We start from the raw sequence: 17,898 nt of genomic DNA on the forward strand, positions 1-17,898 counted from the left end.
GTGTTTGTCGGATTTTATTTGCCCAGACTGATCTGTCCTAATTGCCTGATGATACGTTCCTGAAAGTATGGGTGAAAGCAGCCGCCTCACTTTCAAATACGTTGCTGTAATACCCATCGTCATTTCTGTATTGCAGCCAATAGGCCGCCTGGTTCAATAATGTATTGAATTCGTAGTAAAGGTATTTCGACGTTGTCCGGTAAAAATTATTTTTATCCGCAAGAGTCAGTATCCAAGCGTTCGTAAAATTGAAATCATTGTTTTGAAACGTGTGAATGATCTCATGCCCGATCGTCTGGTAATTCTGTGCATAATTGCTGTGCAGGACCACTACGTTGCCCACAGTGAATCCCCTGAAGTCCAGGTCCAAAGAATTAAACTTATTGCTGGAGAAAATGATTTCGCCCGAACACAACGATTTTACGGCTTCAAATTTCGACTGTGTGGCGATGTACGCCGTAATTATCGTTGTTAAGGGCAATACCTTGGCGTTTATTTTGGATTTGGTGAAATCATAGCCTAACCTTACGATCCCGATATTCATATGAAATTGGCTTAGCACGGGCCTGTTCATGGCTGCATTTTCCATTATTGAATTGCCCGCCGAATATATTATTTTACCCGGCCAGGCATATCCCAGGGTGTTCTCCTTACTGATATTCCCTGTAAGGAGTTTACCCGAATACATCAGGCTTCCACCTGCCGCACCGCCTAAAAGGCCTTTAATAAATGTTCTTCCTGTTTTTTCACCTTCTTTTTTGTTGATGACGGCGCCAACTCCGGCAACGACGCTATGGAAGCCGATGTTGATAAACGCATAATCTTTCGCATTACGCTGTGCCTGCCCTTCGCAGTAGATACCTATTACTATTAAGAAAATGATGTGTCTCATAAATTCAAATGACTGACGATATCGGTAAATATAGTATTTTTTGGTTTTTTGTCATATTTTAAGACCGTCCTGTTCCACTCTGTATTTTTGCCCGTAAACTCCACCTGGCCAAATTTATTTATAACCATAGAAACCCCATGCGCAGAATTTTTGATTAATGGTTTGCCTGTTTCAATGCACCTTAGCTTCAGTAAATTTGAGTATTGCCTCATGCCTATGGTATTTTTATTAAGAAAATCTTCACTGGAAATGACAATGCCAACGTCTACGTCCTTAATCGATTTCGAGTAATAAAATGGAAAAAATGCATCATAACAAATATTTGGCGAGAATTTAAATACTTTGTTGATTACCGATGCTGAGTCTTTTGCTCCTGTTGTATAGGAAGGTTTGTGGAAATAGCGATTTAAAAACCGCGGTAATGTTTCTGCATAGGGGATCAGCCTGTTCTTGTATTTTATATACGATGAGGCCGAATCCATTACAATCGCACTGTTGAAGACATCGTAATCCGTATAACAACTGGCTCCTAAAAAAACTTCAGTGCATTTGTCTTTGGCGATCAGTTGGCGTAGATAGGTCGCACACAAACTATTGTTGAACCTGGGGAAATAAACACCTCTGAGTGTAATTTCAGGGATCAGCAGTACATAGTTGCCCTGCTCTTTTCTTAATGCATTGCTGACATAGTAACAAATGTTTTCGTTGTCTGCGGAAGTTATAAGACTGCTCTTATTTGCACTGTATGCAGGATTAAATGTAATGAAGTCCCTGGTTGCAGTATGTTGTGGAGTATTTGAAAAATACAGTGTGAAAGATAACATAATCGGTACCAGGAAAACGAACGCCAATTTCTGGACCGCATTCTTATTGCGTTGTCTGACGAAATTTAAAATACAATAAGTAATAGCCAACAACCAAAGCGACCCGCCCAGAGGGCCAGTTATGGCATACCATTGTATGGCCAGTGGAAATTGACACAATACATTCCCGAGATTTGTCCATGGGAAAAGGAAGTTCGTTATATTCGATAAAAACTCGAAAAGCAAATATATTGCCAATCCAGAAATCAAATTGGAGCCTTTCCTGCAGATCATAAAAATCGACAGGTACAATAGGAAATGCAATATGATATTATACAACAACGCCACATACCCTGACTCAACCGAAAAAAGCCAGGAAAGGATCCCAACATTAAATATGATGGCGTAGAGCAGGGAAAGTATGGTCTTTTGCCTGAAGGAATGTTCTGAAAAGATATCGGCCACGAAAGCATACAAAAAGACCAGGAAAAGAGGCGCGAAAAAATTCCAGCCGATGAAAACAACCGGAAACAGCAACATCCTGTACAGTATAATTCCGGCAAAGCCTTTCCGCCTTGACGGAATTATTTCTTTAATTTCCACCATTTACAGCTTCTTATTTAGTACTGCTGTTAATGATTTTGTAGTAAAGGCTACAACCGAAGGAGCATCGGAAGAGATGTCCGAGGCAGCACGCGCAACACCGAGGTCAACCACCGCCTCGTCAGGAAATCTTGACAAATCCTGCGCCGTCAGCGTATATGTGCCCGTATCCGGAACTACAATACCCTCAACGATGTACTGGCGATTAGCCTCCATTATGGAAAAATACTGGATTGTTGGCTTATATGTGATCCAGATTGCCACGCCGTTTGCGTTTCTGGGATCTGCATTCCATGTGATGGTTGTGTTCGGCTTAACCTCGGCTGACCTATACGTAGGGTTGATGAGGTTTGGAATGTACATTGACCTCATTGGCTGTCCATTAAGTCTATACTTCAGGGTTGTTCCATACAATGAAGTGTTCAGGGTCTGGTCCGTGCTTCCAACGATATCTATCTGCTTGCCGTTGACTTCGAAGAATTCTAAATGCTTGCTTGTTCCCTCTTTTTCGGAGATATCGATGTTATATGGTTCGTTAGGATTCAGCAGGCTCATATCGCTTTGGATTAGAACCGTCCCGTCGCTTTGGGCATCGCCCAACATGCGTGCATAAACCCTGAAACTCATAAGGGAATTCCGGGACTGATTGTCGTCTTCTGCGGGATCCTTGGCGCAGCCTGTAATCAGGATACTTAAAAATGCTGTGGCTAATATTAGTTGTGTTTTCATTACCTGTTGTATTTATGGTTATTAATTGCATAATTGATGCCACCGTCGCGTAACTGAGGCGATTTATCCCAGCCGCTTGCATCCAGTCCCTGAAGATTCGCATCCACACCACTCAAGCCCCAAGGACTCAAATACATTGGCTGGCTCACATTGCCCCAGGCATTTTGAAACGTATGGTTATACCTGTAAGTGCCACGGGCATAGTAATAAAACATCACCTCCTCGTTGAAATCAGGTGTTGAACCACTATCAGATTGTTCCTTATAATATATATTTACCGTAAAAGGAAACCCCGGCGGCGGTACCTTGATAGTCATCCTGTTGCCTACCAGGTTTTCCGGGCTGGCAGCCTGTTCCCATGAAAATCCTTCACAACTGGGAGAGGTCACCGTCACCATGCAAAACCACTTTGTTGCGTCCATTGCCGCGGTTGCAGGTGTACTCCCCCAGACAATGTCACTGTCAGGAATGTAAAATTCGTAGCCAGGTTTCCGGTAGGATCTGGGGCCTGCGTTAAAATTAATGGTGATTGTCTTTGTGCGATTTTGTGCCGTGATGCACTGCGGCTCGGGGTACAAATCCGGCTGTTTCCACGAAATAGCGACAAATGCTGCAATACATGATACTGCAACTGAAAGTCCTAAGTAAATTAATCTTCTTTTCATAAAATAATAAGGTTATTGATTTCACGTACTTCGTTTTTAAGGTGTGTTTCTGTAAATTCACCCGTCAGCTGGCTAATTTTCAATTAATTGACGTCCAAGATATTATATAAATTCTAGAAGAATCCACGTATTAATACTTATTTTTTAAATCGCGTATTTATACTTACGAACTTGTAAATCCGACGGCAATCCTGTCATTCCAATTCACTTCATCTAAAACTGGTCTCCCTAAGCCAAATAATTTGTAAATTTGCAACTCATTTAAAAAAACAAACAAATGGAAAACGGCATATATGCTAAATTCAACACTTCAAAAGGTGCTATTTTAGTAAAACTCACACATGATTTAACTCCTGGGACGGTTGGTAATTTTGTAGCCCTCGCTGAAGGAAATCTCGAAAACACTGCACGCCCACAGGGCAAGCCATTTTACGACGGACTCAAATTTCACCGCGTTATTCCCGATTTTATGATTCAGGGCGGTTGTCCTCAGGGAACAGGAACGGGTGGACCCGGTTACAAATTCGATGATGAATTCCACATGGATTTACGTCACGACAAACCAGGCGTTTTGTCAATGGCCAATTCTGGGCCCGGAAGCAATGGCTCGCAATTTTTCATCACGCATGTGGCTACGCCTTGGCTGGACCAGAAGCACACGGTATTCGGGAATGTGGTCGACGGGCAGGATGTAGTTGATGCTGTGGCACAAGGTGATTCCATTGAAAGTGTCGAAATTGTAAGGGTGGGCGAGGAAGCCGAAAAATGGAATGCCGTGGAAGCGTTCCGTGTGTTTGAAGGGTCACGTGCAAAACGTGAAGCTGACGAGCGCGAAGCCGCCGATAAGAAAATGGAGGAACTTGCCGCAGGCTTTGAAAAGACGGAAAGTGGCTTGCGTTACAAGATCATCAATAAAGGTTCGGGAAAAAAAGTCGAAAACGGCCGTACAGTTTCTGTTCATTATACCGGCCAATTGGAAAACGGGAAGACCTTTGACAGTTCGTATCCGCGAAAAAAGCCGATTGAATTTCCGTTAGGGAAAGGCCACGTTATTGAAGGCTGGGACGAAGGCATCGCCTTGCTGCAGGTTGGTGATAAGGCACGTTTCGTGATCCCGTCCTACCTGGGTTATGGCGAGTCAGGCGCCGGAGGCGTCATTCCGCCCAATGCCACACTGATTTTCGATGTGGAACTGATGGACGTAAAATAATCGTACAAAATGTCAAATGCAAAGCACTCTCTACGGGTGCTTTTTTTATATTTACACCCTTAAACCGAAATTATGAAGACAAGAATTTTTGCATTAACATTTGCCGCGGCGCTCGTTTTGTCCTGTCAGGCAAAGAAAGCGGCAATTGCCAATGCACCTGCTACCCCTGAGCCACCACAGGTTCCTACTGCCGTTACAGTTACCGAAGCGCATGCGAAAGGCCAATCACTATACGAAAATAATTGCGCGAGATGCCACAAGCTTTATGCCGCAACCAATTTCTCCCAGGCGGACTGGAAACCGATCCTGGCGCGTATGCAAAAGAAAGCGCGCCTCGATGACGCCGATATGGGTTTGATTACCAATTACCTGTTCGATTTGCAGAAAAATTAAAATGCATAAAAAAAGCATCCGTGAAGGATGCTTTTTTTATGGTTATACAGAAAAACCATCGGGCAGTGTCGCGCCTTTCTTTACGACGATAATGCCGTCTTTCACGGTATAAAGTGGCGTGTTGGTGTCCTGCAGGTGCGCTCCGCCGATTAGATGGACATCATTCCCAATCCGGCAATTTTTGTCCACAATCGTATTGTTGATGTGGCACCTTTCACCAATGCCGATATTGATGATGTTTTTGTCACGGTTGTTGCTGATTTCCTCGAGGTTTTGGTAAAAATCGTTCCCCATCAGGTATGAGTTTGAAATGACACAGTCTTTCCCGATACGGCTCCTGATCCCGATGACCGAATGCTCGACTTTAGACGAGTTGATGATGCATCCTTCCGCAACCACGGATTTGTCAAACGACGAGGCTCCGGTAATTTTAGACGGCGGCAACACCCTGGCACGCGTGTAAATCTTGCTCGCATTGTCAAAAAGGTTGAATTTTGGGATGTCATCGGTGAGGCCGAGGTTGGCTTCAAAAAAAGAATCGATATTACCGATATCAGTCCAATAACCCTCATATTGGTAACTTAAAATCGTTTCCTTACCGATCGACTGCGGAATAATTTCCTTCCCGAAATCCTTGGTATCGGGATTAGACATCAGTTCGACCAACAGATCGCGGTTGAAAATATAGATGCCCATTGACGCCAGGTAATGCCGCCCTTCGGCGTTCATCTCGTCACTGACTTCGGAAGTCCATTGCGGCAGCAACTCTTTTGCCGGTTTTTCAATGAACGACGTAATAAAGTTTTCCTCATTGGTCTTTAATATGCCAAACTCGGGTGCCTCTTTTGCCGTGACAGGTAAAGTGGCGATAGAAATAGACGCGCCGCTCTTCACGTGTTCCTGGATCATGTGATTGAAATCCATCTGGTAGAGCTGGTCGCCCGAAAGGATCAGTGCGTAATCGAAATTGTGGTTCAGGAAGTGCTGCATACACTGGCGTACGGCGTCAGCAGTACCCTGGAACCAGGTCGGGTTTTCGGGCGTTTGCTCCGCTGCCAGGATATCCACAAATGCCGTACTGAAAGTGCTGAAATGATAGGTGTTCTTGATGTGTTGGTTCAGCGAGGCCGAGTTAAACTGTGTCAGCACAAACATGCGTTGTATTCCGGAATTGATGCAGTTCGAAATCGGGATGTCTACCAAACGGTATTTTCCTGCAATGGGTACCGCAGGTTTTGAACGGCTTTCCGTCAGCGGCGCGAGCCGTGACCCTTGTCCGCCACCGAGGATGATGGCTAAAGTATTGTTATTCATCTTTTATTGTTTTAAGGAATTGTAAATAGCAAGGTATTGTCCGGCGGCTTTCTCCCACGAATGGTCGATCTGTAAAATATAATCCACGATCTGCTTCATCTTCTTTTTATCGTGAAACAGGCCGACTGCCCTCGAAATCGAGTAATTTACATCGAAAACGCTCGCCTGGTCGTGGCAGATTCCAAAGCCATTGTCGCCGAAATCGATAACCGTATCTTTCAGTCCGCCGGTTCGCCTGACAATAGGGATGGTGCCGTAGCGCAGTGCATACATTTGGTTCAGGCCGCAAGGTTCTACGCGTGACGGCATCAACAGGAAATCAGCGCCGGCATAAATGATGTGCGACAGTGTTTCATTATAACCGATATACGCATTGTAGTTTCCTTCAAAATAAGGTTTGAGGCTGTTCAATTGGTTTTCAACGAAAGTATCGCCCGATCCCAGGACGAGGATATTGATTTCCTGGTAATGCCCCCGAAGGGAATTGTGGAAAATCTCCGGTAGCAAATCGGCGCCTTTTTCACCGACGAGTCTGCCGATGAAGGCAAAAAGCGGTTTTTCGGGATCCAGTCCGAATTGTTCACACAAAAACGCCTTATTTTTTTCCTTGCCTTTTCTGGCATCTTTTAAGGCATAATTGGCTTCAATCATCGGATCGGTTTTCGGGTTCCAAACCTCGTTGTCAATACCGTTGAGTATCCCGACACTTTTCGGTTTCTCATAACGCAGAAGGTTCTCCAGACCGTTGGCCGAGTGCGAAATCTCTTCGAGATAGCTTGGAGAGACCGTCGTCACTTTCCAGGCCGACTTGATTCCGGCGGCCAGCGGATTGATCATCCCGCCCCACTCAATGAAACCGGTGCGTGACAAATCGAAATTCGGGAGATAGTGCATTTTGTCAAAACCGAACCAACCCTGGTACTGTCCGTTGTGAATCGTGATCACCGTCGGGGTATGGGCAAGCCGCTGGTAATTAAAACACTGTTGCACCATAAAAGGGATTAATCCGGTATGGTGGTCATGACAGTGGATGACATCCGGATATTGCTCCGATTCGGTAAGCCAGTTCAGGAAAGCGATCTGGAAGGCCGTGAAACGCTCGGTGTCGTCTTCATAGGAGTAAACGTTCGGGCGGTCAAACAATTCGGGGATTGCAATCAGGTATAACGGAAAACCGAGTTTTCCGGTGCGTTCCTGCAATACGGTATAGTCGAAATAAAACCATCCGAGTTTAAGCCTGCCGTTGTGGACGACGTCAAATTCGTTTTCATTAGTCCATTTATTATCATAACCGGGGACGACGACTTTGGCCTGGTGCCCGGCCTGATTTAAGTACTTCGGCAAAGCGCCTACGACATCGGCAAGGCCGCCCACTTTGGCGACGGGGTAGCATTCGGCGCTGACGTGAAATATTTCCATATCGTTATTATTGGCTGGTCAGATTTACTTTCCCAATGTACAACAAAAAAGTTGTAAAAAAAATGCTCTAACATATTTGAAAACACCTGAAAGTTATCCGCAAATTTTATCTTTGGATTAAAAAGGATTATGGAGTTAAGTTGGACCGATTTTGAGAAAACAGACATGCGCGTCGGCACAATCATTGCAGCGGAAGACTTCCCAGAGGCGCGGAAACCGGCCTACCGCCTGACGATTGATTTTGGGCCGGCCATAGGCATCAGGAAGTCGTCTGCGCAGATTACCAAACGATATCGTAAAGAAGATTTAATAAACCGGCAGATTGTTGCTGTTGTCAATTTCCCTAAAAAGCAAATCGGGAAATTCATGAGCGAATGCCTGGTGCTGGGTGCCGTGGGGCAGGAGGGCGATGTGGTGTTGCTGTCGCCGGATTTTCATGTGGAAAACGGCTTGCGCATTGCATAAAAAAAGCCCGAAACTGCTTTCGGGCTCCAAATCTTCGTTTGATTAAATATCGTCGAAATCCACTTCGGTGTAATTTTTTTCGGTGGCCGGCTCCTGTACGGTGTCGGTGACGTACTCCCGCTTGTAATCTTTCTGGTGCCTTTCTGAAATGACTTCCTCGCCTTTGTGGTTCAGAACATAAGAAGTCATGTCTTCAAGGATTTCGGCAAAAGCGGCGAAGTCTTCCTTATAAAGGTAAATTTTGTGTTTCTTGAAATGGAAGGAGCCGTCTTCCTCGGTAAATTTTTTGCTCTCTGTAATCGTAATGTAGTAATCGTCAGCCTTGGTTGCCCTCACATCGAAAAAATAAGTCCTTCTCCCGGCCCTCAAAACTTTAGAAAAAATCTCTTCTTTTTCCAGCATATCGTTGTCTCTCATAATCCTTCTTACAATTTTTAGTTTGGTGTTAAGTAGTATCCAAATGTGAGAAAAAAAACTTAAATTCCAAAACAATTTACAGCAATTCTTTTTCCGAAAGCTGTTTGAAATGCAGCTCTTTGTAGTAGCCTTCCTGACTGATAAGTTGATTATGAGAGCCTTGCTGGATGATTTTTCCGTCTTCGAGGATGATGATCTTATCTGCGTTCTTAGCCGACGAAACCCGGTGGCTCACGATCACCGTCGTCTTGTCTCTGCTGAAATCCAGTAAGTTGTTCAGGATGGTCTCCTCGGTCTCGGTATCGACCGCGGAAAGGCAGTCGTCGAGCAGCAGGATTTCAGGATTTTTAATTATTGCGCGTGCAATGGATACGCGCTGCTTCTGCCCTCCAGACAGCGTGATGCCGCGTTCGCCGAGCATCGTTTCGTACTGTAACTTGAAATTCACGATATTGTCATGCACCGCCGCCTTTTTTGCAGCGTCGATGACTTCTTCTTCAGTGGCATTTTCCTTCCCGAAGCGGATGTTGTTCTTTATGGTATCCGAGAACAGGAAGGCATCCTGCGGCACCGTCCCGATGCTGCTTCTCAAGTCAAATAGATTGAGTGAACGGATGGGCGTGCCATCGACCCTAATGTCGCCCGAAGTTGTGTCGTAAAGGCGCCCGATAAGTTGCAGGATGGTTGATTTCCCCGAACCTGTTTTTCCCAGAATGGCAAGTGTCTCACCTTTTTTCACCGTAAAGCTTATGTTATCCAGCGCCCTGATATGGGTGTCTTCGTAAACAAAAGAGACGTTGTCAAATACGATATCACCTTTGATTTGAGTGTGATCAGGATTGTTGTTCCCGATTTCCGGCTTGATTTTAAGGAATTCATTGATGCGCTTCTGCGAGGCGGCGGCTTCCTGTACCATTGATGAGACCCAGCCCAGCGAAGCCACCGGAAACGTCAGCATGTTCAGGAACAGAATGAATGCTGCAATGGTACCAATATCGGTCACACCATCCGTCCCGTTGATGTACATCATACCGCCGAAATATACCACCACGAGATTACTGACCCCTATGAGCGCGAGCATGAAGGGTCCGAACAACGAGTTGAGCCACGCGAGATCCATAGCTTTTGTCCTGCTTTCTTCAGACAACTCCCTGACTTTTTCCGTATATTGGTTCTCCAGTGAGTACGCCTTAATGACGCGAATCCCTGAAAAAACCTCCTGCGAAAAACTGGAAATTGACGAAAGATTCTGCTGGAACAGCGTGCTGCGTTTGTTGATTTGGGTGCTCAGCTTAAAAATAGCATAGGATAAAACCGGCAGCGGCAGGATCGTGTACAACGTCAGTTTCGGCGAGGCGTGATACATGAAGATGACGACAACGATAAAACGGATCAGGGTCATGATCGTATACATGACTGCCGGGCCGACGTACATCCTGACTTTACTCACATCCTCGCTGATGCGGTTCATCAGGTCGCCGGTGCGGTTTTGCTTGTAAAAATGCTGCGTCAGGTTTTCGTACTGCCGGAACACTTCATTTTTCAGGTCGAATTCAATATGACGAGACATCACAATCAGCCATTGCCGGGTCCAGAAGGTGAGGAACGCGTTAAGGATGGTTGTCCCGATAATCAGCAGGATGAAGTGAAACAGCTTTTCGGTTACGGCCTGCCTGTCAGCATCGGCGGAAAAGTGGCTGACGATGGTATTTATGGTACTGCTGATGAGATTCGGAAGAAAAGAAGCAAAAATCTGCGCGGCAATGGTAGTAAGTATTCCAAAAAAAAACAGGTATTTGTATTTGATGAAATATTTATTCAAATATTGCAATTCTTTCATATAATTATCGAAAAAGATATTTTTTTACTGACTGTATCGTTAAAATAATTGGCAAATATATTTTTTTGTTTTTCTGCATCACTGGTTGCCTTTGTTGAAATATCCTTAAAAAAAACCAATTACATTGGTGTGTTTTGATTAAAAACGTAATTTTGCTCCGTCTTTTTGACAAAGTCGTAATTCAATTTAAATTTATTTACCATGGTAACAGAAGTGATAAACGGAAATGAGCTTCAGAAAATCGACCCGGTTTTTGGTCAGGTATCATTTGACAACCACGAACAAATCGTTTTTTGCAATGACAAAGATACTGGATTAAAAGCAATAATCGGTATCCACAATACTGTTTTAGGACCTGCTCTGGGCGGAACAAGGATGTGGAAATATGCCAATGAGTGGGAGGCGCTCAATGACGTTTTAAGGCTTTCGAGAGGGATGTCATACAAGTCTGCGATTACCGGACTGAATCTGGGCGGCGGGAAAGCGGTAATCATCGGAGATGCCAAAACCGAAAAGACCCCGGAGATGATCCTGAAATTTGGTGAATACGTAAATTCCCTGAGTGGAAAATATATTACGGCTGAAGATGTAGGTACCACCACACAGGACATGGACCTGATCCGTGACGTGACGAAATTTGTAACCGGTGTTTCCGTAGAAAAAGGCGGATCCGGAAATCCTTCGCCTGTTACGGCTTACGGTGTATACATGGGCATGAAAGCCGCTGCCAAATACCAGTTTGGCAGTGATGATCTTGGCGGAAAAAAAGTATTGGTGCAGGGCATCGGCCACGTGGGGGAGACTTTGGTGGAATACCTCGCCAAAGAAGGCGCTGACGTGCAGATCATCGACATCAACCAGGCCAGGCTCGAAGAAGTGTCAGCAAAGTATGGCGTAAAAATCTTCACAGGACCCGATTTGTATGCGGCTGATGTGGATATTTATTCCCCATGTGCACTCGGCGCTACAATTAATGACGAGACCATCAACAAGATCCAGGCTAAAGTGATTGCCGGAGCCGCAAACAACCAATTGGCGAATGATGCCGTGCACGGACAGATACTGAAAGACAGGGGCATACTGTATGCGCCTGATTTCCTTATCAATGCCGGGGGAATCATCAATGTGTACGCAGAAATCGTAGGTTATGACAGTGCCGAAGCGATGCGAAGGACTGAAAATATTTACAATACCACCTTGGAAATCTTTGGTTTTTCTGAACAAAATGGCATCACCACGCAGGCTGCCGCGATGTCCATTGCACAAAAAAGAATCGACGACAGGAAAAAAGAAAACGCAGCCAGGTAAGGCGGCTTTCAATAATATTCTTATTTTTGCGGGGCGAAAAAGTAACATTTTTTGCTCCGCTAATTTTTTATAAAAGTTCTTACAGGTGTTAAACAGAAGACATATACGCGTTAAGGTGATGCAGTCCATTTATGCGATGCATCAGAATGGTTCGGATAACCTTGAAGGCCAGGAAAAATTCCTGCTGCACAGCATCGACAACATACAGGAACTTTACCTGATCATGCTTTCGTCTTTGGTCGAGATCCGCAACGCCGAACTTCATTTCCTCGAGGTATCCAGTAAAAAGCACCTCGCTACCGCCAGCGAGAAGAATCCCGACAGGAAGTTTGTCGATAACCGCATACTGCAACTGCTTTCAGGAAATCATTCCCTTAACAGTGCGCTGGAAGACCGCAAGATCAACAACTGGTACCTCAATGAGGATTACATCAGGATTTTGTTGTCAGCCATTAAGACCAGTAACGCCTACGAGCAGTATATGTCGAGCGGCAGGGATTCTTTTGAAGAAGACAGGGATTTCATACTTCACGCCTTTATGGACATCATCGTCCCGAATGAAAAATTGTACGAATACCTTGAAGACAATAAACTTACCTGGATAGATGATATTCCCGTCGTGAACACACAGATCATCAAGGAACTCAAGGGAATTAAGCCGGAAGAGACCGAAGTTTTCAGGATTTCCAAATTGTATAAGGATACCGAAGACAAGGAGTTTGTAAGCCTGTTGTTTCGTAAGACCGTATTAAACGAATCAGAACTGGCCAGGGAATACATTGACAAAACCCCGAACTGGGACTCGGAAAGGATTGCAGAGGTAGACACCATCATCCTCAAAATGGCCATCTGTGAATTCCTGAAATTCCCATCGATCCCGGTGAAAGTCACCATCAATGAATACCTTGAGATTGCCAAGGAATATTCGACACCCAAAAGCAGTATCTTCATCAACGGGATTCTCGACAATCTTGTCAGGGAATTCCAATCCACCGATAAACTAAAGAAAACCGGAAGAGGTTTAATGTAGAATCAAAACCAATAAATTATTATGAAAAAAATGTTGTGTGTGGCTGCCATCGCGGCTTTTTTACTGACAACTTCCTGCAAAAAGGAATCTGATCCCAAGAATCCGGATGCGGCAGGAAAGGCCATCATGGATTTTAAGGAAAGGGAGTTCGATTTTGGCGACATTAAGGAAGGGGATAAAGTGGAACATGTGTTTGAGTTTAAGAACACCGGTGAAGCCGACCTGAAAATTGAAAGTGCGCGCGGTTCCTGTGGCTGTACGGTTCCTGACTATCCTAAAGAACCCGTAAAGCCGGGAGAGGAAAGCCAGATCAAGGTATCGTTCAACTCTGCCAGAAAGCATGGCAAGCAGCACAAGACCGTGACCATCACTGCCAATACGCCTAAAGGATCTGAAATCATCCGGATTACCGGAAATGTGATGGGAGAGGAAAAACCGGGAATCAGTGCCGGAGCCACCGAGCACGAAACCATAAAAACAAAATAATATGGACAATACATTTATAATCCAGCTCGTCCTGATGGGGGTAATCATTTATTTCTTTATGATCCGTCCGTCACAGAAGCGTGCGAAATCTGAGCGTGAATTTGAAAGCAATTTAAAAGTAGGCGACAAGATCGTAACCAAAAGCGGCATTCACGGCAAGGTATCCGAACTGTCTGCAACCACAATGGTAATGGAAACGATGTCCGGAAAACTCAAAATGGAGCGCTCTGCGATTTCAATTGAAATGACGGCGAAGCTCCACGCTCCGGCTAAATAAAGCGGACCCGACCCGATACAAAAAACGCCTGCAACCGCAGGCGTTTTTTTATGGAATTGAATCCGATTGATTATTTCTTCTTCTTTTTTGTCCCGCTTTTTTCCTTCGCCGAAAAATCGGTGGTGGCGGTGAGTTCGGCTATCCTGACAATCACATCCACCGCTTTCTGCATGCTTTCTACAGGGACATATTCATATTTTCCATGAAAGTTATGCCCGCCGGCAAAAATATTGGGGCATGGCAATCCCATATATGACAGCCTGCAGCCATCGGTACCGCCACGAATCGGCTTGATGATCGGTTTGATGTTGAGGTCTTTCATGGCTTTTTCAGCAAGGTCGACGATAAACATCACGGGTTTCACTTTCTCTTCCATGTTGTAGTATTGGTCCCTGATCTCAGTGATTACGATGTCTTCGCCAAACTGCTTTGCAAATTTCTTATTGAATTTCCTGGTGATGTCGTGAATCAGTTCCTTACGCTTCCTGAATTTCTTGGCGCTGTGGTCGCGGATGATCAGTTCGAGGACTGTTTCTTCGATACTTCCGCTAAGGTGGTGTACGTGGAAAAATCCTTCATAACCTTTGGTTTCCTGCGGCACTTCACCTTTCGGCAATTCATTGATGAAGTCATTTGCGATCAGCATTGAGTTGATCATTTTCCCCTTCGCGTAACCGGGGTGTACGCTCTTGCCCTTAAAGGTAATCCTGGCGCCCGCCGCATTGAAATTCTCATATTCGAGTTCGCCGATCTGGCTTCCGTCCATCGTATAAGCCCACTGCGCGCCGAATTTTTCCACATCAAACAAATCAGCGCCGCGCCCGATTTCCTCGTCGGGCGTAAAGCCGACGCGGATCTTGCCGTGCCTGATTTCAGGATGCTGCACCAGGAATTCCATAGCGGAGACAATTTCGGTAATACCAGCCTTATCGTCTGCGCCCAACAGCGTCGTACCGTCGGTTGTGATGAGTGTCTGTCCTTTGTATTGCAGTAAATCCTTAAAATAACCCGGGGAGAGCACGATATTCTGCTCGGCATTGAGCACAATATCCTTGCCGTCGTAGTTCGGAATAACCTGTGGGTTTACATTTGCCCCGGAAAAATCCGGCGTCGTATCGTAGTGCGATACAAACCCGATTACAGGTACCTCATGGTCGACGTTCGACGGCAAGGTGCCCATTACATAACCGTTTTTGTCGATGCTGATTTCACTCAGCCCGATGGCCTTGAGTTCTTTGGCCAGCATTTTCGCAAGCACAAGCTGTTTTTTTGTACTGGGGGTGGTTTTCGAATTCGGGTCCGATTCCGTGTCAACGGTCACATAGCTGATAAAGCGGTCAATGAGGTGCTGCATAATTGGGTTAGATTTGGTGCAAAGATACAAATTCAGGGCCTCGGACAATGTTAAGTTTTTTTTGCAGCCGATCCCGCTTTCGGCTATATCTTTTTTAGCGGAGTGATGTTCTGTCGTCACAGTGCAATTTTATGCCGCTAAAAAAGGATGCCGCCTCTATCGGGGCTAGGGTCAACTGTCGAAAGCCCGGATGACGATTCTTTCAACTTTCAACTTTCGACTTTCGACTTTAAGTTTTAACTTTGCCGAACAACAACACAGCCAATGTACAAACTCCTTATCCGTCCGGTGCTTTTTTGGTTTGATCCTGAAAAAGTACACCATGCCACGTTTTCCATGATCCGGTTTGTCAGTAAGATTCCCGGTTTTCCGGCGCTTTTCCGCGCTGTATACGAAGTGAAGGACAAGCGGCTCGAAACGGAGGTTTTCGGACTGCGATTCAAAAATCCGGTTGGCCTTGCTGCGGGTTTTGATAAGGACGCGAAATTGTATAGCGAGCTTTCCGGCTTCGGTTTCGGATTTATTGAAATCGGTACGCTGACTCCCAAACCGCAGTCCGGCAACCCGAAAAAGCGGTTGTTCCGGCTTCGCGAGGATTCGGCCATCATCAACCGCATGGGTTTTAATAACGGAGGCGTTTCTGCAGCAGCGGAACGATTAAAGCGAAACAAAGACGTATTGATAGGAGGCAACATTGGGAAAAATAAGGATACGCCCAATGACGCCGCGGTGTCAGACTATGAAACCTGTTTTGAGGCGTTGTATGACTATGTTGATTATTTTGTGGTAAACGTAAGTTCGCCAAATACGCCCAACCTTCGGGCCTTACAGGACAAAGAACCATTAAAGGCGCTTTTAAATACCTTACAGCAAAAGAATCTCAAAACGCCAAAGGCCAAACCAATCCTGCTGAAAATTGCACCGGATTTGACTGATGAACAGCTTTTAGACATCGTGGATATTGTAAATGAAACCAAAATTGCCGGTGTTATTGCAACCAATACGACCATTTCAAGAGAGGAATTACAATCAGGGAACAAGTCTGAAACCGGCGGATTATCAGGAAAACCTTTGACGAAAAGGTCAACAGAAGTCATCCGTTTCCTTTCTGAAAAAAGCAACAAATCCTTCCCGATTATCGGTGTCGGCGGAATCCATACCGCGGAAGATGCCATCGAAAAGCTTGAAGCGGGTGCAAGCCTCGTACAACTTTATACAGGATTTATCTACGAAGGGCCTGCGTTGGTGAAATCCATCAACAAAGCGATCTTACGCCATAAGCAGTAGGCAGTAGTTCACCAGGAAACCCGTAAGCATGGCGAGCCCGAAGCTCAGCAGGGTACCGATTAGCACATATTCGGTGAGCTTGCGTTCTTTGGCCTGCATCAGGTCCCCGAACCTGAAAATCGATTTGGCACCCAGCAGAAACCCCACAGCGTCAAAATGCCCTGTAATCATAAAGCAAAATACGAACAGCCGCTCTAAAATGCCGATGTAGTTTCCGGCATTGATCAGCGAATCATGGGTGTCCTTACTTTCGGGCGTCCAGATCGAGATGATGTTTTTGATGATGATAGATGCCGGTTTTGTCAGTAAGAGCACGCCGGTGAGCAGCAGCCAGAAGCGGTCGCCGAAAATTGCCGTGTCAATCGGATTTCCGGTGTAGGCAATGGTAATCGCCATCAGCGTTACGATATGCAGCAACTGATCGGTGAGGAACCAGGTGCGTCTTGTTTTTGGTGACTGCAAATGAAGCTTGAGCAGGTCGACGAGGCCGTGACAGAGTGCCAGAAGGAGTGCAAACGCGATGAAACGCAGCTCGCGCACCATCAGCCAGGCGAGGATTCCGTGCAATATGATGTGCATCCACAGAAAAATGCTTTTGTGCTTTTTGTGCTCTTTGTCGCTGACCCAGGAATCGGGCTGCAGCATGAAATCGCCGATCAGGTGTGCCAGCAGTAATTTTACAAACAGGATCATAGTGCGGTTTTTTTAAGTTTTTGCCGGTAAAATTTTTCGATTTCCGTAATCAGGTCGAATTGCGATCGGGTTTGCCTGCGGCTTACGGCAGCCTGGGTAATGCCTAATTTTGCACCGATTTCCTCCTGGGAATACCCGGGATTTTTCATGGCGGCAAGCACGAATTCCGCCGACTGCGGGAGCCAGTTTTGCATGATTGAGGTGCCCAGCCTGAGCATCAGGTTCATTTCGGCATCAAAGTCAGCGTTTCCGGTGTTTATTGCCAACGTAAGTTTTTGCTTTTTCAGCACGTCAAAAAGTTCGCCCGAGCGCACAAAAGCCGGGCCATTGCTTTCTGAAATCTTTTTTCCGACGAACGTTTTATCGCCCATGCCGATACTGATGCGCGCATCCAGCCGGAGGGTCTTCAGCCAGGTTTTTATTTCGAGTGCGGTGTGCAGTGCTTCCTCAGGTTTGGGCACTTCGAGCTGGAATTCGTCGCCACGGAAAATTTCCCAGTCTCGCGGCGTTTTCCCTTTCGTAGCCAGTAATTCCTGTAGGCCGTCAATCCATATGCCTGATTCGGATGTTCTGGAATTGATGATGTCGCCTGTGATGATTGCTGTCATATTCTCAAAGATAGATTTTTTGCCGGATGTAAACTATTACCAAATTACGTAATATTTTTTATTATAACCTAATTTAATCATATTTTTGATTATTACCAAATTGCG

Annotated in this window: 19 protein-coding genes; 8 read left to right on the top strand and 11 right to left on the bottom strand. The window is 45.5% G+C overall.

The window, feature by feature from the left end; translation table 11 throughout:
* Positions 1 to 37: 37 nt before the first annotated feature.
* Genes HYN48_RS09185 through HYN48_RS09200 form a run of 4 tightly spaced genes read right to left on the bottom strand, consistent with a single transcriptional unit; the run spans position 38 to position 3,692 of the window.
* On the bottom strand, positions 38 to 892 hold the full coding sequence (locus HYN48_RS09185) for a hypothetical protein (protein WP_108370904.1): 855 nt from the start codon (positions 890 to 892) through the stop codon (positions 38 to 40).
* Positions 889 to 2,301: a nitrilase-related carbon-nitrogen hydrolase gene (locus HYN48_RS09190; RefSeq protein ID WP_108370906.1), complete on the bottom strand. Its 1,413-nt coding sequence runs from the start codon at positions 2,299 to 2,301 to the stop codon at positions 889 to 891. Before HYN48_RS09190 ends, HYN48_RS09185 begins: the two co-directional genes overlap by 4 nt.
* Positions 2,302 to 3,027 carry a hypothetical protein gene (locus HYN48_RS09195; protein WP_108370908.1) on the bottom strand — a complete coding sequence of 242 codons (726 nt, stop codon included), beginning with the start codon at positions 3,025 to 3,027 and terminating at the stop codon, positions 2,302 to 2,304.
* Positions 3,027 to 3,692: a hypothetical protein gene (locus HYN48_RS09200; protein WP_146171756.1), complete on the bottom strand. Its 666-nt coding sequence runs from the start codon at positions 3,690 to 3,692 to the stop codon at positions 3,027 to 3,029. The genes HYN48_RS09195 and HYN48_RS09200 overlap by 1 nt, the downstream gene beginning before the upstream one ends.
* A 277-nt stretch (positions 3,693 to 3,969) precedes the next feature.
* Here HYN48_RS09200 and HYN48_RS09205 point away from each other — a divergent pair, with 277 nt between their 5' ends.
* Positions 3,970 to 4,902, top strand: a complete 933-nt coding sequence (locus HYN48_RS09205; protein WP_108370912.1) for a peptidylprolyl isomerase — start codon at positions 3,970 to 3,972, stop codon at positions 4,900 to 4,902.
* A 72-nt stretch (positions 4,903 to 4,974) separates the two neighbouring features.
* On the top strand, positions 4,975 to 5,295 hold the full coding sequence (locus tag HYN48_RS09210; RefSeq protein ID WP_108370914.1) for a cytochrome C: 321 nt from the start codon (positions 4,975 to 4,977) through the stop codon (positions 5,293 to 5,295).
* 42 nt (positions 5,296 to 5,337) lie between these two features.
* On the opposite strand, the gene HYN48_RS09215 is transcribed toward HYN48_RS09210, so the two are convergent.
* Entirely contained in the window at positions 5,338 to 6,609 is a 1,272-nt protein-coding gene (locus HYN48_RS09215) for a glucose-1-phosphate adenylyltransferase (protein WP_108370916.1), read from the bottom strand.
* Between the two features lie 3 nt (positions 6,610 to 6,612).
* A complete protein-coding gene (locus HYN48_RS09220) occupies positions 6,613 to 8,028 on the bottom strand; it encodes a glycogen synthase (protein ID WP_108370918.1) in 1,416 nt (471 codons plus the stop codon).
* Between the two features lie 129 nt (positions 8,029 to 8,157).
* On the opposite strand from HYN48_RS09220, the gene HYN48_RS09225 reads away from it, so the two are divergent.
* Positions 8,158 to 8,493, top strand: coding sequence for a tRNA-binding protein (locus tag HYN48_RS09225; protein ID WP_108370920.1), 336 nt, complete (start codon positions 8,158 to 8,160; stop codon positions 8,491 to 8,493).
* A gap of 42 nt (positions 8,494 to 8,535) precedes the next feature.
* On the opposite strand, the gene HYN48_RS09230 is transcribed toward HYN48_RS09225, so the two are convergent.
* Both HYN48_RS09230 and HYN48_RS09235 read right to left on the bottom strand, forming a co-directional pair.
* Positions 8,536 to 8,910: a PUR family DNA/RNA-binding protein gene (locus HYN48_RS09230; protein WP_108370922.1), complete on the bottom strand. Its 375-nt coding sequence runs from the start codon at positions 8,908 to 8,910 to the stop codon at positions 8,536 to 8,538.
* Between the two features lie 76 nt (positions 8,911 to 8,986).
* Positions 8,987 to 10,750, bottom strand: coding sequence for an ABC transporter ATP-binding protein (locus tag HYN48_RS09235; protein ID WP_108370924.1), 1,764 nt, complete (start codon positions 10,748 to 10,750; stop codon positions 8,987 to 8,989).
* Positions 10,751 to 10,951: 201 nt separating this feature from the next.
* Here HYN48_RS09235 and HYN48_RS09240 point away from each other — a divergent pair, with 201 nt between their 5' ends.
* The 4 genes from HYN48_RS09240 to yajC all read left to right on the top strand — a co-directional run bounded on the left by HYN48_RS09240 (position 10,952) and on the right by yajC (position 13,851).
* Positions 10,952 to 12,058: a Glu/Leu/Phe/Val family dehydrogenase gene (locus tag HYN48_RS09240; protein ID WP_108370926.1), complete on the top strand. Its 1,107-nt coding sequence runs from the start codon at positions 10,952 to 10,954 to the stop codon at positions 12,056 to 12,058.
* A gap of 118 nt (positions 12,059 to 12,176) precedes the next feature.
* Positions 12,177 to 13,088 (top strand): transcription antitermination factor NusB, encoded by a 912-nt coding sequence (gene nusB, locus HYN48_RS09245; RefSeq protein WP_108370928.1) that lies wholly within the window; start codon positions 12,177 to 12,179, stop codon positions 13,086 to 13,088.
* Positions 13,089 to 13,109: 21 nt separating this feature from the next.
* Positions 13,110 to 13,574, top strand: coding sequence for a DUF1573 domain-containing protein (locus HYN48_RS09250; RefSeq protein WP_108370930.1), 465 nt, complete (start codon positions 13,110 to 13,112; stop codon positions 13,572 to 13,574).
* A gap of 1 nt (position 13,575) precedes the next feature.
* On the top strand, positions 13,576 to 13,851 hold the full coding sequence (gene yajC / locus HYN48_RS09255) for a preprotein translocase subunit YajC (RefSeq protein ID WP_108370932.1): 276 nt from the start codon (positions 13,576 to 13,578) through the stop codon (positions 13,849 to 13,851).
* Between the two features lie 70 nt (positions 13,852 to 13,921).
* On the opposite strand, the gene pepT is transcribed toward yajC, so the two are convergent.
* Positions 13,922 to 15,205, bottom strand: coding sequence for a peptidase T (gene pepT / locus HYN48_RS09260; protein WP_108370934.1), 1,284 nt, complete (start codon positions 15,203 to 15,205; stop codon positions 13,922 to 13,924).
* A 264-nt stretch (positions 15,206 to 15,469) separates the two neighbouring features.
* Between pepT and HYN48_RS09265 the strand changes: the two genes are divergently transcribed.
* Complete coding sequence (locus HYN48_RS09265; protein WP_108370937.1) at positions 15,470 to 16,492, top strand: quinone-dependent dihydroorotate dehydrogenase; 1,023 nt, start codon at positions 15,470 to 15,472, stop codon at positions 16,490 to 16,492.
* On the opposite strand, the gene HYN48_RS09270 is transcribed toward HYN48_RS09265, so the two are convergent.
* Together HYN48_RS09270 and HYN48_RS09275 are read right to left on the bottom strand one after the other, a co-directional pair.
* Positions 16,475 to 17,185 (bottom strand): DUF3307 domain-containing protein, encoded by a 711-nt coding sequence (locus tag HYN48_RS09270; protein ID WP_108370939.1) that lies wholly within the window; start codon positions 17,183 to 17,185, stop codon positions 16,475 to 16,477. The two genes, HYN48_RS09265 and HYN48_RS09270, sit on opposite strands and share 18 nt — an antisense overlap.
* Positions 17,182 to 17,793: a hypothetical protein gene (locus HYN48_RS09275; RefSeq protein WP_108370941.1), complete on the bottom strand. Its 612-nt coding sequence runs from the start codon at positions 17,791 to 17,793 to the stop codon at positions 17,182 to 17,184. The genes HYN48_RS09270 and HYN48_RS09275 overlap by 4 nt, the downstream gene beginning before the upstream one ends.
* Positions 17,794 to 17,898 lie beyond the last annotated feature (105 nt).

This window comes from Flavobacterium magnum (assembly GCF_003055625.1).
Taxonomy (GTDB): Bacteria; Bacteroidota; Bacteroidia; order Flavobacteriales; family Flavobacteriaceae; genus Flavobacterium; species Flavobacterium magnum.

What these genes read in the sequence shown, in the direction of transcription:
- HYN48_RS09185 (WP_108370904.1), bottom strand. Translation starts at nt 892, where the DNA reads ATGAGACACATCATTTTCTTAATAGTAATAGGTATCTACTGCGAAGGG.
- HYN48_RS09190 (WP_108370906.1), bottom strand. Translation starts at nt 2,301, where the DNA reads ATGGTGGAAATTAAAGAAATAATTCCGTCAAGGCGGAAAGGCTTTGCC.
- HYN48_RS09195 (WP_108370908.1), bottom strand. Translation starts at nt 3,027, where the DNA reads ATGAAAACACAACTAATATTAGCCACAGCATTTTTAAGTATCCTGATT.
- HYN48_RS09200 (WP_146171756.1), bottom strand. Translation starts at nt 3,692, where the DNA reads ATGAAAAGAAGATTAATTTACTTAGGACTTTCAGTTGCAGTATCATGT.
- HYN48_RS09205 (WP_108370912.1), top strand. Translation starts at nt 3,970, where the DNA reads ATGGAAAACGGCATATATGCTAAATTCAACACTTCAAAAGGTGCTATT.
- HYN48_RS09210 (WP_108370914.1), top strand. Translation starts at nt 4,975, where the DNA reads ATGAAGACAAGAATTTTTGCATTAACATTTGCCGCGGCGCTCGTTTTG.
- HYN48_RS09215 (WP_108370916.1), bottom strand. Translation starts at nt 6,609, where the DNA reads ATGAATAACAATACTTTAGCCATCATCCTCGGTGGCGGACAAGGGTCA.
- HYN48_RS09220 (WP_108370918.1), bottom strand. Translation starts at nt 8,028, where the DNA reads ATGGAAATATTTCACGTCAGCGCCGAATGCTACCCCGTCGCCAAAGTG.
- HYN48_RS09225 (WP_108370920.1), top strand. Translation starts at nt 8,158, where the DNA reads ATGGAGTTAAGTTGGACCGATTTTGAGAAAACAGACATGCGCGTCGGC.
- HYN48_RS09230 (WP_108370922.1), bottom strand. Translation starts at nt 8,910, where the DNA reads ATGAGAGACAACGATATGCTGGAAAAAGAAGAGATTTTTTCTAAAGTT.
- HYN48_RS09235 (WP_108370924.1), bottom strand. Translation starts at nt 10,750, where the DNA reads ATGAAAGAATTGCAATATTTGAATAAATATTTCATCAAATACAAATAC.
- HYN48_RS09240 (WP_108370926.1), top strand. Translation starts at nt 10,952, where the DNA reads ATGGTAACAGAAGTGATAAACGGAAATGAGCTTCAGAAAATCGACCCG.
- nusB (WP_108370928.1), top strand. Translation starts at nt 12,177, where the DNA reads ATGCAGTCCATTTATGCGATGCATCAGAATGGTTCGGATAACCTTGAA.
- HYN48_RS09250 (WP_108370930.1), top strand. Translation starts at nt 13,110, where the DNA reads ATGAAAAAAATGTTGTGTGTGGCTGCCATCGCGGCTTTTTTACTGACA.
- yajC (WP_108370932.1), top strand. Translation starts at nt 13,576, where the DNA reads ATGGACAATACATTTATAATCCAGCTCGTCCTGATGGGGGTAATCATT.
- pepT (WP_108370934.1), bottom strand. Translation starts at nt 15,205, where the DNA reads ATGCAGCACCTCATTGACCGCTTTATCAGCTATGTGACCGTTGACACG.
- HYN48_RS09265 (WP_108370937.1), top strand. Translation starts at nt 15,470, where the DNA reads ATGTACAAACTCCTTATCCGTCCGGTGCTTTTTTGGTTTGATCCTGAA.
- HYN48_RS09270 (WP_108370939.1), bottom strand. Translation starts at nt 17,185, where the DNA reads ATGATCCTGTTTGTAAAATTACTGCTGGCACACCTGATCGGCGATTTC.
- HYN48_RS09275 (WP_108370941.1), bottom strand. Translation starts at nt 17,793, where the DNA reads ATGACAGCAATCATCACAGGCGACATCATCAATTCCAGAACATCCGAA.